Origin of the sequence: Altererythrobacter sp. GH1-8, assembly GCF_043702085.1 — a bacterium.
In the GTDB taxonomy this organism is placed as follows: domain Bacteria; phylum Pseudomonadota; class Alphaproteobacteria; order Sphingomonadales; family Sphingomonadaceae; genus Erythrobacter.
In genome coordinates, this window is record NZ_CP171690.1 from 1698534 (window position 1) to 1714479 (window position 15946).

Annotated in this window: 11 protein-coding genes and 1 tRNA gene; 9 read left to right on the forward strand and 3 right to left on the reverse strand. The window is 59.6% G+C overall.

The window, feature by feature from the left end:
* The first annotated feature begins 66 nt into the window (after positions 1 to 66).
* The 5 genes from ACG9DO_RS08295 to ACG9DO_RS08315 all read left to right on the forward strand — a co-directional run bounded on the left by ACG9DO_RS08295 (position 67) and on the right by ACG9DO_RS08315 (position 3403).
* Entirely contained in the window at positions 67 to 303 is a 237-nt protein-coding gene (locus ACG9DO_RS08295; RefSeq protein ID WP_219956098.1) for an acyl carrier protein, read from the forward strand.
* A 155-nt stretch (positions 304 to 458) separates the two neighbouring features.
* A complete protein-coding gene (gene fabF / locus ACG9DO_RS08300) occupies positions 459 to 1718 on the forward strand; it encodes a beta-ketoacyl-ACP synthase II (protein WP_394726989.1) in 1260 nt (419 codons plus the stop codon).
* A 7-nt stretch (positions 1719 to 1725) separates the two neighbouring features.
* Positions 1726 to 2691 (forward strand): endolytic transglycosylase MltG, encoded by a 966-nt coding sequence (gene mltG / locus ACG9DO_RS08305; RefSeq protein ID WP_394726991.1) that lies wholly within the window; start codon positions 1726 to 1728, stop codon positions 2689 to 2691.
* A gap of 9 nt (positions 2692 to 2700) precedes the next feature.
* Positions 2701 to 3225: a 2'-5' RNA ligase family protein gene (locus ACG9DO_RS08310; protein ID WP_394726993.1), complete on the forward strand. Its 525-nt coding sequence runs from the start codon at positions 2701 to 2703 to the stop codon at positions 3223 to 3225.
* A gap of 101 nt (positions 3226 to 3326) precedes the next feature.
* Positions 3327 to 3403, forward strand: a tRNA-Met gene (locus ACG9DO_RS08315).
* Positions 3404 to 3950: 547 nt separating this feature from the next.
* On the opposite strand, the gene ACG9DO_RS08320 is transcribed toward ACG9DO_RS08315, so the two are convergent.
* A complete protein-coding gene (locus tag ACG9DO_RS08320; RefSeq protein ID WP_394726995.1) occupies positions 3951 to 5231 on the reverse strand; it encodes a DUF418 domain-containing protein in 1281 nt (426 codons plus the stop codon).
* A gap of 1082 nt (positions 5232 to 6313) precedes the next feature.
* Here ACG9DO_RS08320 and ACG9DO_RS08325 point away from each other — a divergent pair.
* Positions 6314 to 7567, forward strand: coding sequence for an integrase arm-type DNA-binding domain-containing protein (locus ACG9DO_RS08325; RefSeq protein WP_224800986.1), 1254 nt, complete (start codon positions 6314 to 6316; stop codon positions 7565 to 7567).
* 7 nt (positions 7568 to 7574) lie between these two features.
* Here ACG9DO_RS08325 and ACG9DO_RS08330 read toward each other — a convergent pair whose 3' ends face one another.
* On the reverse strand, positions 7575 to 7799 hold the full coding sequence (locus ACG9DO_RS08330) for a DUF5818 domain-containing protein (protein WP_318245719.1): 225 nt from the start codon (positions 7797 to 7799) through the stop codon (positions 7575 to 7577).
* Positions 7775 to 8359, reverse strand: a complete 585-nt coding sequence (locus ACG9DO_RS08335; protein WP_212451818.1) for a lytic transglycosylase domain-containing protein — start codon at positions 8357 to 8359, stop codon at positions 7775 to 7777. The genes ACG9DO_RS08330 and ACG9DO_RS08335 overlap by 25 nt, the downstream gene beginning before the upstream one ends.
* Positions 8360 to 8505: 146 nt before the next feature.
* On the opposite strand from ACG9DO_RS08335, the gene ACG9DO_RS08340 reads away from it, so the two are divergent.
* The 3 genes from ACG9DO_RS08340 to ACG9DO_RS08350 all read left to right on the forward strand — a co-directional run bounded on the left by ACG9DO_RS08340 (position 8506) and on the right by ACG9DO_RS08350 (position 15821).
* Positions 8506 to 9420: a toprim domain-containing protein gene (locus ACG9DO_RS08340; protein WP_212451816.1), complete on the forward strand. Its 915-nt coding sequence runs from the start codon at positions 8506 to 8508 to the stop codon at positions 9418 to 9420.
* A 75-nt stretch (positions 9421 to 9495) separates the two neighbouring features.
* Positions 9496 to 13743: a strawberry notch-like NTP hydrolase domain-containing protein gene (locus ACG9DO_RS08345; RefSeq protein WP_394726998.1), complete on the forward strand. Its 4248-nt coding sequence runs from the start codon at positions 9496 to 9498 to the stop codon at positions 13741 to 13743.
* A gap of 104 nt (positions 13744 to 13847) precedes the next feature.
* Positions 13848 to 15821: a ParB/RepB/Spo0J family partition protein gene (locus ACG9DO_RS08350; RefSeq protein ID WP_212451814.1), complete on the forward strand. Its 1974-nt coding sequence runs from the start codon at positions 13848 to 13850 to the stop codon at positions 15819 to 15821.
* The last annotated feature ends 125 nt before the right edge of the window (positions 15822 to 15946 follow it).

Sequence of the window (15946 nt, forward strand, 5' to 3'; positions counted from 1 at the left end):
CGCTAACCCTCACCCTTGATTAGGGCGAGTTTCGAAATTCAAAATCCAGTCAAAAAAGGGTTTGTTATGAGCGATACTGCCGACCGCGTGCAGAAAATTGTTGTCGAGCATCTTGGCGTCGAAGGTGACAAGGTCACTCAGGAAGCCAGCTTCATCGACGATCTGGGTGCAGACAGCCTCGATATCGTCGAGCTGGTGATGGCGTTTGAAGAGGAATTCGGTGTCGAAATCCCTGACGATGCTGCCGAAAAGATCACCACTGTTGGTGACGCGACGAAGTACATCGAAGAGCACAAGGGCTAAGCTCGATTGGCTCGCTCCTGCGCTGGCACGGGCAATTGGGGCTAACTCGCCCGCACCGCTTTACAGCTGACGCGCAACTTGGGAGCTTAGGCAGGCTCAGCCCACCCGGGTTGGGCCTGCTTCGTTTTTGCGTAATTGCTTGCCGGAGAGTTTGAATGCGCCGTGTGGTCGTAACCGGATTGGGTCTAGTGACGCCGTTGGGCGGTGATGTCGAGACCTCGTGGAAAAACCTCATCGCAGGGGAAAGCGGCGCAGGCCCGATTACGCGCTTCGACGCAACCGATCAGAAGTGCCAGATTGCGTGTGAGGTAAAGCCTGCCGATCATGCATGGGGGTTCGATCCCGATAAGCGAGTTGATCACAAGGTTCAGCGGCAGGTCGACCCGTTCATTATCTATGGCATTGATGCAGCCGGCCAAGCGCTTGAAGATGCAGGCCTCACGGAAATGACCGATGAGATGAAGTTGCGTGCCGGGTGTTCGATAGGCTCGGGGATCGGGGGTCTTCCCGGCATAGAGCTCGAGTCGGTCAATTTGCACGAGCGCGGTCCGGGGCGCGTTTCTCCGCATTTCGTCCATGGCCGGCTGATCAACCTGATAAGCGGACAGGTCTCGATCAAATATGGCTTGATGGGGCCGAATCATGCCGTGGTAACGGCCTGTTCGACCGGTGCGCACTCGATTGGTGATGCGGCGCGCATGATCAAGGATGACGATGCCGACATCATGCTGGCGGGTGGCGCAGAATCGACCATCAACCCACTTGGCGTTGCAGGCTTTGCGCAGGCGCGCGCGCTCAATATGAGCATGAACGACCGCCCGACCGAAGCGAGTCGCCCCTATGACAAGGATCGCGATGGCTTCGTAATGGGCGAGGGTGCTGGCGTTGTCGTTCTGGAAGAATACGAACATGCCAAGGCGCGCGGCGCCACGATCTATGCCGAAGTGGTCGGTTATGGCCTGTCGGGCGATGCCTATCACGTCACTGCCCCGCATCCCGAAGGCAAGGGCGCGGAAAACGCCATGCGGATGGCGCTCAAGAAGGCAGGCATGGGCCCTGGCGACATTGACTACGTCAACGCGCATGGCACCAGCACCATGGCGGACACGATTGAACTTGCTGCGGTCAAGCGTGTGCTCGGCGCTGATCTGGCGGGTGCATCCATGAGCTCGACCAAGTCCGCGATCGGGCATTTGCTGGGCGGTGCTGGCGCGGTGGAAGCGATCTTCTGCATTCTCGCGATGCGCGATGGTGTCGTTCCGCCGACGCTCAACCTCCATACACCCGATGAAGGCACTGAAGGTGTTGACCTTGTGCCTTTGAAAGCGAAGCAACGTGACGTGCGGGCCGTGCTCAACAACAGTTTCGGCTTTGGCGGGACCAACGCATCGCTGATCATGAAGAAGGTGGACTAATCGCTATATGAAGAAGCTCGGCTGTATCCTCGCGGCCGGTCTGTTCGCCGTCGTCGCTGCGGGCACCTTGCTTGTGACGACCGCACTTGGTGCGGCCACGATCAAGGTCGATACGACTTTCACGATCGAGCCGGGTTCATCGCTCACGGCCGTGGCGGAAGATTTGGAGGAGCAGCGGCTGATCGTTTCTGCTGACGGGTTCCTACTCAATGCTCGGATTTTTGGCAGCGGCGAGCCCATTCAGGCGGGCGAGTTCAATTTGACCGTCGGTATGGATCAGTCAGACATTCTGCGTGCATTTCAAAATGGAGATGTGATCCGCCGCTTTGTCACCATCCCTGAAGGCATGCCCTCTATCATGGTGTTCGAGCGGCTGATGGCGGAGCAATTACTGACCGGTGAAATTGACGTTCCGCCAGAGGGTTCGGTATTGCCGGAAACCTACGACTTCGAACGCGGCGAGCCGCGTGCAGCGGTACTCGCACGAATGCAGCGCGCGATGGGCACTTACCTTGATGAAGCGTGGGAGCAGCGCAGTCCCAATGCTGCGGTCAAATCCAAGAAAGAGGCCGTGATCCTTGCGTCCATTATTGAGAAGGAAACGCAGGATAAAAAAGAACTCGGCAAGGTATCCGGCGTTCTCTCCAACCGCATTCGGATCGGCATGATGCTGGGGGCGGATGCGACAACGATCTATCCGATCACTAAGGGTAAGCCGCTTGGCCGCATGATCCGCGTTTCAGAGCTCCGCGATCCCAATCCCTATAATACGCGCGCCATTGCCGGCCTTCCTGCAGGGCCAATTACCAACCCAAGCAGAGCGGCGATAAAGGCAGCGCTGAATCCGGAAGAGACGACGGCCCTCTATTACGTTGCCGATGGCAGTGGTGGGCATGTGTTTGCCGATACGCTTGAGGAGCACAACCGCAACGTTGCCGAGTGGCGCAGATTTCGCGCTGAAAACGGGATCTGACCTTTCTCGATGAACTCGAGTGAACAACCGCCTCTCATCCTGACCGCGCTGCTGCCCCAGGACTTGCATAATTGGGCCACGGCTTTGCGCACCGCACATTTTCCGCCGGATCGCAATTATCTGGAAGCGCATGTAACTCTGTTCCACGCATTGCCTGCTGGTTGCGAGCCTGAGGTCATCGAATGCTGCAAGGCGCTCGCGAAGGAACATGCGCCCGTTGCCGCAAGGCTGGTTGGCTTGATGAGCCTTGGTGGCGGCACAGCGCTGAAACTGGAAAGCCCAGAGATGCGGTCTCTGCGGGCGGAGATTGCGGATCGCTTCCATGGGCTCCTTACTCAGCAGGACCAGCATAGTCCGCGCCTGCATGTGACCATCCAGAACAAGGTCACAAGCACGCAAGCCAAGGCGCTGCAGGCAGAACTAGATGAGATGATCGAACCGCGCGCCTTCGCCTTTCGCGGGATCGGCCTGTTTCGGTATCGTGGAGGTCCGTGGGAGCCGGTGCGCGAGTTCGCTTTTCGCGGCAATCGCTGATCTGCGGCAAGGACAGGCGAAACGTGTGTTGACCCGGCGCAAATGCCGCCCTAAATGCGCCGCCTGTCGTGGGGGTTTTCGGCCCTGCGCAGGCCTTTCGGGGCGGAGTAGCTCAGGTGGTTAGAGCAGCGGAATCATAATCCGCGTGTCGGGGGTTCGAGTCCCTCCTCCGCTACCAAACAAGCATCTGATTTATTTTGATTTCTTTTCAAAATGGCCGATGAGTTGGCTATTTGCATTGTTGCGTCTTGTTGCACGCTTTTCCGCCGTTTTTCGGTGCTTTCCGATCATTTCCGGCTGGTCCGTGCAACAAGTGTGCGACATGAGGAAATTCCCCGTTCGACCGGAGTCAGAGCTGCGTAGTTTTCTAAATTCTCTGGCCCCCTGTTCTGAATGGCAGGCTAGGGACAGGGGGGGGGCTTTCTGATCCCTGGTAGCTCAATCTTGAGGACCGGCGCCAATCGAGATTTCGCGCATCCCCAATTCAGACTTCAGGGTAAGGGGCGGTGAAATCTCTGTAGGCAAAGTGATGAGAGCGCAGGGAATTGCTCGTCTAAACGCTAACCCCGCTTTTCTCGCGCGCGCGAGGTGATCTGCGCCAGCGTTGTCAGCTATTTGCATTTGTGCGGCTCAGAGGATCAAATCATCAAAAGCAGACAGACTGCTAACGACCCAATTGCGGACGACCCTTCACTATCCTTGGCGGCTTAAAATTTGTAAGCCTCTCAAGCTGATTGCGGATGGTTTCGCATCGGCACTTTCCAATCGGTAAGAGTCGCAGCCCGCCATGTCCATTCAAGCGGGCCATAGCGATATTGAGCATACCACCATTTGGCGAACGCGATCTGAAGCGCAAAGAAGATGATCGCTGCAAAAACGGCATTCGGAGGCGACAGGTCGTCCCACATTCCCAGACCATATTCATAGAAGAACGGTGCAGCGAGAACGGAATGCAACACATAGAGCGACAGGGTCATGCGGCCCGGCAGCTTGAATATCCCGACTAGGAATTGGGCCGACGAATTCCACAGTAGTGCCAGAATTCCGATTTGAATGGTAATCAGCGCCAGGCCGAACCACTGCTCGTAAATCCAGCGGGCACTGAATGGCCAAATCGCGAATTCACCAGCCGCCGAGCTGGTGGGCAACAGGGGCTTCCCGAACAGGATCGTCATGGCCAGCACCAAGCCGCCGATGGTCACCGCTTTCAAAGCGAGGTGGCGCTCTTGCGAAAGTCTAGCAAACATACCTGTCCGCTGGAGGACTACGCCAACGACAAAAAGTCCTGCAATCTCGCTCACCCTGCCGGTCGACCAGTTGAACGACCATTTGCCCGCAAGGCCGCCTGTCGCATTATATAAAGTGACGTCCAGGAAGCTGCCTTCTGTTAGAGCCTGGGAAGCCGGACCTGCGACAACATATGGCACTGACCCCGCAAACGCACTCCCCCAGTGAGCCAACAGGGCTTGGGCGAGAAGCGGAATTTGAAGGAAGCAAAGTGCTGCGATGGCTAGCAACACCAAGTTGCTGCGAACCCGGTCGAGCGGGATCAGGAGAAATCCCATAAGAGCGAGCACTTGCAGGATATCGCCGCTGTAGATGAGCGAATGAAGGGTGCCGATAAGCAAGAGAAGCACAAGGCGCCAGACAAAGCGCCCGGTAAAGTCGATCCCGCGCGACCGTTGGTTCGCCATGATCGTCGCAAATCCGAAGCCGAAAAGTAAGGCAAAGATCGCGAATGCTTTACCTGCGAAGATGGTGTGGATCACCACGCTCCATGGTTCTGATGTAGGGCCGTTGAATCCCGCTCCGAAGTGCTGGATAGAGTGCACAACGAGGAGACCGAATAAGGCGAACCCTCGAAGCGCATCGACGAATTCAACACGTCCAGACGCTGCAGCCGGATTTGCGTGAGACTGCTCCGGCACGGTCATCATGAAATATACCCCCAAATTTTTCCCGAACTGACTAACAACAATTGGACAGCGTGGCAAAATTGAGGACATTGCCCTCCGACAGAAACAAGCCAATCGTCCGCATTCCACCCCATCAGCTGCCGGTAATTAGCTCCAGGCGGCATCCTGAAAGCCGACAGTCTGCATCGGCGGGCTAAGTGCTAAAAGCGGCTGGTCCGCTAACGACCCATTTGCGGACTCAAGAGTTGGCGATTATTGTTACCCAATGAGGATGCAACTTCGCTCGTCACTGCAGTTACGTTTGTTGCCGCGACGCTTCCCTGTTCATATCGTGGATGTTCGGACGAAATGACATGATGCCAGCAGCAGTAAAACGCGTTCTTACGCCGATTTGTATCGTCATGTTGGTTTACATGTTCGTCGGATGGGGAGACCTTTTTCATTACTCGGTATTATTTTTGGGCCCTCTCTTTTTCGTAATAGCTCTTCTGTCTCACAAGGTAGGGTTACCAAAGCTCTCATATTTGTGCGGGGGTATCGCGCTAGGTTTCTTCCTATCACTAGGACACCTGCTCGAATTCGTATGGTCAGTAGAGTCTGGCTTAATTTACGTTGTTCCCGTGTTGGCATTTGCGACACCTTTCGTGTCGTTTTTCTTAGCCTACATGTCGACACTCGATGAGGAGACTTAATGTGACAATCATTCGCTCTTTTGGGCTAGAGCAACTATAGCGAGTCTCCAAAGAGGGCGATGTAATGCTGCAGCCTAGCGGCAATTGATCTCCAGCCGCCTTTGGGGCGAAATGCTGAACGTCCGCTTCCCACCCCAATTTCGGACTTTGCTAGTCCCCTTGCGTGGTCTCGGAAGCTGACGTTTGAACCAGCCCGTTGCAACACCAGTGCAACAGGCAAGTGCAAACCCCGCAGAAACCTTAAGGTAATACGCGGAATCATAATCCGCGTGTCGGGGGTTCGAGTCCCTCCTCCGCTACCAATCTCGAATCCGCATGGGTTCGCTTGCTTCCGCATACATCCGTAAACTTCAATTAAAACAGAATGATGTGAGTGATTCGCGTCCGCTTGCGTGCGCATGCATTCGCTTGAAGCCGGATTTGGTGTGGGGGTATTTTGGGGGTATTTTCCGGGGGTAGCGAAAAGGAGCGATACCCCCAATGGCCTTGAGTGAGATTCAGATCAAAAAAGCGAAGGCGGCTGAGCGTCCATACAAGCTTGCGGATGGGGAGGGATTATTCCTCCTGGTGCAAAAGAACGGCTCGAAGCTCTGGCGGCTGAAATACCGGTACCACGGGAAGGAGAAGCTGCTTTCTTTCGGTGCCTACCCCGAAGTCGGAATAGCGGCCGCAAGAGAACTCAAGAGAGCTGCCAAGGGTGTGCTGGCCGAAGGCAGGGACCCGATGGTTCACAAACCGGGTCGGGACTTCGAAGAGGCTAAGACCTTCAGGGCGATTGCCACCATGTGGCATGAGAACAGAGCAAGTAGTCTCAATCCCGCCCATGCGAAGCGCGTGTGGTCGCGGATGGAGCAGGACGTGCTTCCTGTCTTAGGCGAGCTCATGATGCATGAGATAACTCCACCAGAAGTCCTGAAGGTCATTCGGAAGATCGAGGAGCGCGGCGCGCTCGACATCAGTCGACGGGCCAAGCAATGCATTGGTCAGGTATTCCAGTTCGCGATTGCCAGCGGACTTTGCGATTCCGATCCAACGGCGCATCTTCGGGGGGCTTTGAAGCCACGTCCTCGGGTCAAGCATATGGCGAAGCTGCCTCTGGCACAGCTACCCGAACTCATCATCAAGATGGAGCGATACCAGGAAGAGGGTGAGAGACGATCCGAAATTACGCGGGCGGCATTGACCTTTGCTCTTCTTACATGGGTCCGGACCAAGGAACTCCGGTTCGCCAAGAAGCACGAGTTTGAAGGTCTAGTCGGAGATTTACCAGTTTGGCGCATTGGCGCTGATCGGATGAAAATGGGCCGCGAGCATATCGTGCCTTTGTCGCGACAAGCCGCTTCTCTTGCTCAAGATATGATCAGCAAGTCCGAAGGCGAATACGTCTTTCCAGGCCAGAAGCCCAAGATGCCGCTTTCCGAGAATACGATGATCTATGGCCTCTATCGCCTCGGTTACCACGGGCGACAAACTGTTCACGGCTTCAGGGGTCTGGCGAGCACCTGGGCGAATGAGCAGCTGGTCGAGGTCGGCGAACCACCGATGTGGATCCGCAGATATCATGAAGACTGGGTCGAACTGCAATTGGCACACAGCGAAGAGAACGAGGTTCGCGGGGCATACAATGCTGCCGAATATCTCGCTCCCCGTCGTGCAATGCTGCAGGATTGGGCAGACTTCCTCGATTCCATCGGCGGCAAAGCGCAAAACATTGCTGTTTTGAGAGCCGCTTGACCTGCTCCTAGGCGGGCACCTGCCCCAGCCATTCGACGCGAAGGCGGTCGAACCCGACAACGATACCCTCTGCGGTAACCTCAAATCCAAAGTCGTTGTTTGAGGGTTCGTAGTCTTCGAGAACCCAATGATCTCCGGCATCGGTTACAATTACGGCTCCCCGAGGAAGGTGCTCGAGCCGTCCGCTGATCCTTTTCCGATTCGTAGTCATATCGAACCGTATGCCATCCATCGGTCGATAACGCTCTTCACATATCCAGGTGTTTCACGATTTTTCGGTATTCCGCCGGCTCGCGACACGGCGCCGGGACCAGCATTGTATGCGGCCAGCGCGAGATGGATCGCACCGAAGCGCTCTAGCATCTGCTTCAGATACCGCGCGCCGCCATCGATGTTCTCAGCCGGATCGTGGCGATTGCTGACACCAAGTTCTCTTGCCGTTCCCGGCATGAGTTGAGCGAGCCCAGCGGCGCCAGCCGGACTGATTGCCATCGGGTTGAACCGCGATTCCTGCCAAATCAGGGCCTGAAGCAGTCGAGGCGGCAATTGGTATCGCGCTTCAGCTTGCCGGATGAGTGGCTCATACAAGGCTTCCTTGAAGCTTCTATCGATATAGGCCGCGCCGCCATCTGGCTTGCCCAAGTGGATTGCAGTCGGGTTGAAAGCGCGCCCTTTGTCGTTTGTAACCTCAACTGTGCCGAGGTCATGGTCGAAGACCTGAAACTCCTGCGCGTGCGCGGATCCCGAAATCGCAATCGCGAGCGCACCGCAACCGCAAGCCACCAGAGACATTCGCATTGAATTACCTTTCACGTTGCCTCGATCCGCAAGAGAACATAAATAGAACAAATGGGTGTAGGAAAACGTTTTTTTTGCAAGTTTATCCGAGAGGAGAGGGGTTCGTCTGGAGGGGGCAATTGTGAGGCGATGGAGCCGGTATGCCTGTTTCGAATTCAACCCTGTCACGTACCTCGCTTGAGGACACCGCCCGCAACATCTGCGAAAGCCGAGGGGGCAAATGGTCAGGCACAAAGGGGATGGCGTGCTGTCCCGCGCATGATGACCGCACACCTTCGCTCGGCGTGACGCTCGGCCGAAAGGCTATTCTCTTCCATTGCTTTGCGGGCTGCGATCAACAGAGCGTGCTTTCCGCAATGGCGCGCGAAGGTTTCGAGGTGGCCAGGTTTTTCTCGGGTTCTTCGGCCGAGGATCAGATCGAGCCAACAAGGCTACGCACACCCTCGGCAGCAGCGTTGAGGATCTGGCGCGAAGCGGAACCATTGGGTGCCAGTCCGGCGAAGGCCTACCTCGAGAGCCGCGGCATCCTGGCCGCATCTTCAGCTCTTCGCTTTCATCCGCAAACGCCGCTCGGGCCGAAAGGACAGGCCCGCTTTCTTCCCGCTATGATTGCGGCGGTCAGCCTCGATGAGGGGCCGATCGCGATCCACCGCACGTTTTTGTCCACCGAGGCTTCAACCAAGGCCACCTTCGACAAGCCAAAGCGCGCGCTTGGCTCGCTCGGTGAAGCTGCTGTCCGTCTCTTTGCTCCGGTTTCCGGGAAGCTCGGCCTTGCCGAGGGGATCGAGAGCGCGTTGTCAGCCTATGCGCTCACCGGCATTCCCGTTTGGGCGACCCTTGGGAATGAGCGTTTCGGTCTCGTAAGCATTCCCGAGAGTGTGACCGAGCTTCATCTGTTCGTCGATCATGATGCTGGCGGCGAGCTGGCCGCCTCGCGTGGCCTCGGAGCCTACGCGCAGGAAGGGCGGACGATCCAAGTCCGCAAGCCACATCCAAGCGATACCGACTGGAACGATGAACTCATAGCATGGCTGCGCCGCAAAGCGGCGCGTTAGAGGAGAGAGGGCTTCTCGATTTCTTGATCCGGCAGAGGGCGTGTCCCGATGCCCCCATCAGGAGGACGAATTGCCATGTTTCAATCAGACCTGTTTCCCGCCGGCGAGCAGTTGCCGTCCATACCCTTGGCCTATGCCATTGGCACCCGAGTTGCCGCGCTTCTTGCTTCGGGTCGTCATCTTACCCGTACCGACATTTCCGGGCTGTTCGCCGAAGAGACCGGTGTTCTCGACTGGGGAGGTGCCTGGACGATCGACGACTACAACAGCGCGGTCGAGATCGGCGCACTACTCTGGCTTCGAGAGTCCTCACGGATCGATCTGGCGACGAATGTACACGAAGCCGAAGCGCGGTTCGACTGGCTCGAAGCAGCTTTGCCGCCGCGGCACGTGCGCAGCGAAGCACAGGTCGAGCTCCAACAGTTCTCGACCCCGCCAATGCTGGCCTGGCTGATGGCGAAGGCCGCAGCAGTTGCTGCGCAAGACACGCTTCTCGAACCATCCGCCGGTAATGGCGCCCTTGCGCTTTGGGGCAGCGTCCAGAACGCTTCGCTGCTCCTCAACGAGATCGATCCGGCAAGACGAGACTGCCTCGGCCACATCTTCCCCGCAGCCGCGATCACCACGTATGACGGGGAGCTGATCGCCGACCTGGTGCGCGGCCCTGTTCCGTCGGTCGTGCTGATGAACCCGCCATTCGCCCGCAGCCAGGAACGCGGCAAGGACGGTGAGACCGCCATGCGTCACCTGCGCGGTGCGATCCGAGTGGCTGCAAATGGGGCGAGGATAGTCGCCATCATGCCCGAAGGCTTCGATGCTTCCGCTTTCGCCAAAGCACAGGACGAAACGTCGCTCGTGCTCAATGTCCGCTTGGAGCAGATGTTTCGCCGGACAGGGACGGGGATTGCCGTTCGACTGGTCGTGTTCGACAAGACGCCGACTGCGGCTTCGCCCGCGATCACCGGAGATACTGCCGACCTGATCGCGCTCCACGAGCTTATCACTGCGCTTCCGCCCCGTGCGCAGACATCCGCCAACATCCATCGCCTGCCAGTCGGCAAGCCAGTGCGCCTCGTTTGCAAGACTTCGACCCAAAGCGCGCCGGTTCGGCCGGTGGCGCCGTTCGCCGCGACACCAGCAGCCAGCGCGAATGCGATCGACCTTGCCTATTCGGTCCTCGCCGACCCCGCGCCTGTGCCCGAACAGGCAGGCATCTACCTGCCTTACCGGCCCAGCCGCATCGCCTTCGAAGATGCGCCGGTCCATCCCACCCCGCTCGTGGAATCGGTCGCCATGGGTTCGGTCGCGGCACCGCAGCCCGATGTTTGCCCGCGCCTTCCCGCAGGTTGGCAGGCCGATGGCCTGCTGTCCGAAGCGCAATGCGAGACACTCGTTTACGCTGCCCAGGCATTTTCGCGTGATCTTCCAGGTCAGTTCAAGGTCAGCCAGGAAGCCACCTCGCTGGAGCTGTCCGAAGATGGGCACACCTACCGGCAGGGCTTCTTCCTTGGCGACGGGACCGGAGCGGGCAAGGGACGGCAGATCGCAGCGGTCATCATGGACCGCTGGCTCGCAGGCGAGCGCCGGCATGTCTGGATCACCAAGAACGAGGCGCTGCTCGAAGATGCACGCCGCGACTGGGAAGCGCTTGGCGGACTACCGCTCGATCTCCAGCCGCTCTCGCGCTGGAAACTCGGCCAGCCCGTAACGATGTCCGAAGGCATTCTCTTCGTCACCTATCCGACGCTGCGCTCGGGCCGCGCCGAGGATACGCGGCTCGACCAGATCCTTGCCTGGGCGGGCGAGGATTTCGACGGCGTGATCGCTTTCGACGAAGCCCATGCGATGGCTAATGCGCTCGGGGGCTCTTCAATCCGCGGCAAGGTCAAGGGCTCTGAACAAGGGATGGCGGGCGTCAGGCTGCAGAACCACTTGCCGCGCGCCCGCGTGCTTTACGCGTCTGCCACTGGCGCTTCGGATATCGCCAACCTCGGTTACACTTCCCGCCTCGGCCTTTGGGGACCCGAGACCGCTTTTCCGACCCACGAGGCATTCATGACCGAGATCCGCGCTGGCGGCGTCGCGGCGATGGAGCTCGTCGCCCGTGATCTCAAGGCCCAGGGCCTCTATCTTGCCCGTGCGCTGTCCTTCGCCGGGGTCGAGTACGACATCCTCGAACATAGCCTGACCGAAGCACAGGTACGGATCTACGATGCCTATGCTGATGCCTGGGCGATCATCCACCGCAACCTCGAAGCTGCGCTCGAAGCAACCCGCGTGGTCGACGAGGACAGCGGCGACACGCTCAACCGCAATGCCAAGGCTGCGGCGCTATCGATCTTCGAAGGCACCAAGCAGCGCTTCTTTGCCCAGCTCCTGCTTTCGATGAAATTGCAGAGCCTGATCCCCGCGATGGAAGTAGCGCTTGGCGAAGAGAATTCGGTTGTCGTGCAGCTGGTCTCGACCGCCGAGGCCATGCTCGACCGGCGCCTTGCCGACCTTACCGTGGAAGAACGCGAAGCTCTCGATATCGATCTGTCCCCGCGTGAATACGTCATCGACTACCTTACGAAGAGCTTCCCGATACGATTGATGCAGGTATTCGCCGACGAGGACGGCAATCTTCGCTCCGAGGCGATGAGCGACGGAGAGGGCAATCCCGTTTTCTGCCCGCGCGCCATTGCTGTGCGCGATGCGCTGATCGAACAGCTTTGCGCACTGCCGCCCATCGCCACTGCGCTCGATGCGATTATCGAACATTTCGGAACCGACGCCGTGGCCGAAGTCACGGGCCGGACCCGCAGGCTTGTACTGGGCCGCGATGGTGAGCAGCGCCTCGAACGGCGTAGCCCCAGCGCCAATGTCGCCGAAGCCCAAAGCTTCATGGAAGGGATCAAGCGCATCCTGGTCTTCTCGGATGCGGGCGGCACGGGGCGATCCTATCATGCCGACCTCGGCTGCCGAAACCAGCAGCGCAGGGTTCATTTCCTGCTCGAGCCGGGCTGGCGCGCGGACAACGCCATCCAGGGTCTTGGTCGTACCAACCGCACCAACCAGGCCTCGGCCCCGCTGTTTCGGCCGGTAACCACCGACGTAAAGGGCGAACGCCGATTCATCTCAACCATTGCGCGAAGGCTCGACGCATTGGGCGCGCTGACGCGCGGCCAGCGCCAGACGGGCGGTCAGAACCTGTTCGACCCGGCCGACAATCTCGAAAGCGACTATGCGCGCGACGCGCTCAGCCGCTGGTTCCAGCTGCTCTATGACGGCAAGCTCGAAGCCACGAGTTTCGGGAATTTTGTCGAGCGTACGGGTCTCCGGCTCGAAAACCCCGATGGCGGGCTGACCGACAATCTCCCGACGATTCAGCGTTGGCTCAACCGCATTCTCGCGCTGCCGATCGCGCTCCAGAACGCCATATTTGATGAATACCTTGGTCTCGTCGAAGCGCGGATCGAAGCCGCGCGCGAGGCCGGAACGCTCGACCAGGGACTGGAAACCGTCAGGGTTGATCGTTTCAATGTCCTGGCAGATGAACTCCTGCGCACCGATCCCGTGACCGGAGCCGAGACCCGTCTCGTCTCGCTCGAAATGACGAGGCACCTTCGGCCTCTGCGATTGCAGCGCCTGGTGCGGATGCACGAGATCGGCAGCCCGCACGCTATCCCGATGCGCAATACGCGCTCGGGCAAGGTCGCCCTCTCGGTTCCTGCCCGGCGCCTTATCGCTGACGACGGGGCCGTGATCGAACGTCGGCGCCTTCTGCGACCGCTCAAGTCCGCGAACTGGACACTTGAGGCACTCGGTGAGAGCCACTGGGAAGAAATTGGCGTCACTGCGTTCACCAGCGCCTGGAGGACCGAGGAAGAAGAGGCGGCCAAATCACCGGTTACCGAGCGCGTCCATCTCGCCACCGGACTGCTGCTCCCGGTCTGGAAGCGCCTCCCCGGCGATCATGTCCGCGTCACCCGGCTCGTTGCCGAGGACGGCCAGTCGATCATCGGCCGCGAAGTGCTCGATGTCGATCTCGCTGCAATCGCCGATACCTTTGGCCTTTCCGGGGTTACCGGACCATCGGCAGAGCAGATCGGCGACCTCGTCCTCGCCAGCGGCAAACCGCTGTGCCTCGCAAGCCACGACTCCCTGACTGTGAAGCGCTCGCTGGTCGGCGGCGAACAGCGCCTTGAACTGACCGGGTTCTCGCCCGACCGGCTCGACTGGTACAAGAACAAGGGCTGCTTCACCGAGATCATCCGCTACCGCACGCGGCTGTTCGTCCCGGTGTCGAAAGCCTCTTTGATCCTTCCCGCGCTTGCCGCCTGATCCCTCGGGCAGACCCCATTCTCAGAATGAGAGTGGAGGGAGCCCTTTGGGCTTGTGGGCCTCGTGATCCTCACCTGCGCCTTCAATCCATCAGGAGAACACCTATGATCCAGTCGATTCCCTTGAAGAAGCTCGTCCCGAGCCCGCGCAACGTTCGCAAGTCGAGCGACGTGCTGGCCGACCTCCAGCTGCGGGCAGACATTGCTGCGCGCGGCCTGCTGCAGAACCTCGTCGTGCGCAAAGGAAAGCGCGGCAAGTTCGAAGTCGAGGCCGGCGGTCGCCGTCTCACCGCGCTGCAGGCGCTGGCCGAAGAGGGCACCTTGCCCGAGAACCACGAGGTCACCTGCCTCGTCATCGAAGGCGAAGAAAGCGAAGTGCGCGAAGCCAGTCTTGCTGAGAACTTCCAGCGCCTCGCGATGAACCCCGCCGACGAGGCGCAGGCCTTCGCCTCCATCATCGAGGCAGGGGCTACCACCGAAGACGTGGCGCGCCGCTTCGGCCTCACCGTCCGGTTCGTCGAAGGGCGTCTGCGCCTGGCAAGTCTCGCGCCTTGCGTCTTCGAAGCGCTCGCCGAAGGCACGATCACGCTCGACATGGCCAAGGCCTACGGCGCGATTTCCGACGTCGAGCGCCAGGCGCATGTCTATGCTGAGCTGCAGCACGCCTGGTACCAGATCACGCCCGACACGATCCGCCGCATGGTGCTCGATGCCACGGTGCGCGGTTCCGATCCGCGAGCTGTGCTAGTCGGACGCGATGCCTATCTCGACGCAGGTGGTCGGATCGAGCGCGAACTGTTCGACGATGATGCCAGCGAGAGCTGGATCGATGTCGCGCTGCTCGAGGACCTCGCGCACAAGGCCATGGACGAAGCCGCAGAAAAGGCCGCGCTCGAATATGGCCTTGCCTGGGTGCGCCCGACCCTTGGCAACTACGTCAGCCATGACCTCGTCGAAGGTCTGAGCCGTCTGCCTTGCGACCCTGCGCCGATGACCGAACAGGAAGCTCAGGAACTCGGCGAGCTCGAGGCCGACTACGACCGCGTCGCCGCTGTGCTCGAAGACGAGGACAGCGACGAGGACGAGGTCGCCAAGGCCGAGAAGGAACTAGTGGTGATCGACCGTGCCATGCGCGTGCTCAATGACCGGCCGCCGGTACTCGCCGACGAACTGAAACCGGAGGCCGGCGCCTTCCTCGTCCTCTCGCGCAATGGCGAGCCGACCCTGGTCCCGCAGTTCTACACCGAGACCGAGGTCATCGCTGACGAAGGCGTGGTCGAGGCCATTGAAGAGAGCGGTGCGGCTAAGCCCAAGGGGAGCTCGCTTTCCCAGCGCCTGCTCGACGAACTCGCAATGCAGCGCCGCGACATCCTGGCAATCCATCTCGCCAACGACCCGGCACTAGCGCTCGACTTCATGGTCTTCACGCTCGCCGATGCCGATGGGCACGACTGGCGCGCCAAGAAAGCGTCGACCCTCGTTGGCTCGGTCGCGTCCGGGCCTATCACCGGGTTCGAGGCGAAGGATGCGCCGGCGAGTGCCGCGCTTGCCGAGTTCGCCGGGTCGCTCGATGAAAACTGGCGTGCGGGTGAAAGCGATGTCGAGCGGTTCGCGAAATTCCGAGCGCTTTCCGACGAGGCGCGCTCAGCATGGCTTGGCCATGTCGTCTCGCGCACTCTGGTTGCCAGCCTTGCCTGCGAAGGCGAACGATCGGTGCCGATGCACGAGGCACTCGGCTCGCTCCTCGAAATCGAGACCGCGCATTGGTGGCGTCCCACGGCGAAAAACTACTTCGACCGGGTGGCTAAGGCGCGCACGCTCGAAGCGCTCGACGCCGCCGGCGGTCCCGAACTGGTCAGTCGTTATGCCGCATCGAAGAAGGCTGAGCTTGCGAGCGCTGCCGAACGCATCTTCTCGGGCAACTTCATTGGCGAGCCCGAGGTCAAGGAACGGGCGCAGGCTTGGGTTCCGCCGATCATGCGGTTCAACGATTCTGAAGAAGTCGAATTGGCCGACCACGACGGAGACGAGGCGGTCAACGCCGAAGGAACTGACGAGATTGCCGAGCAGGCAGCCTGACCCCTCCTGACAGGTCCAGGTCACTCGGCAGGCGGTCCGTCCCTCTCGGGACGGGCCGCCATCTGGATGTTAAAATCTGAGCCGCATTTGGGCTGGAAGCCCTCGGTCAGCTTCGGCTTCGCTCA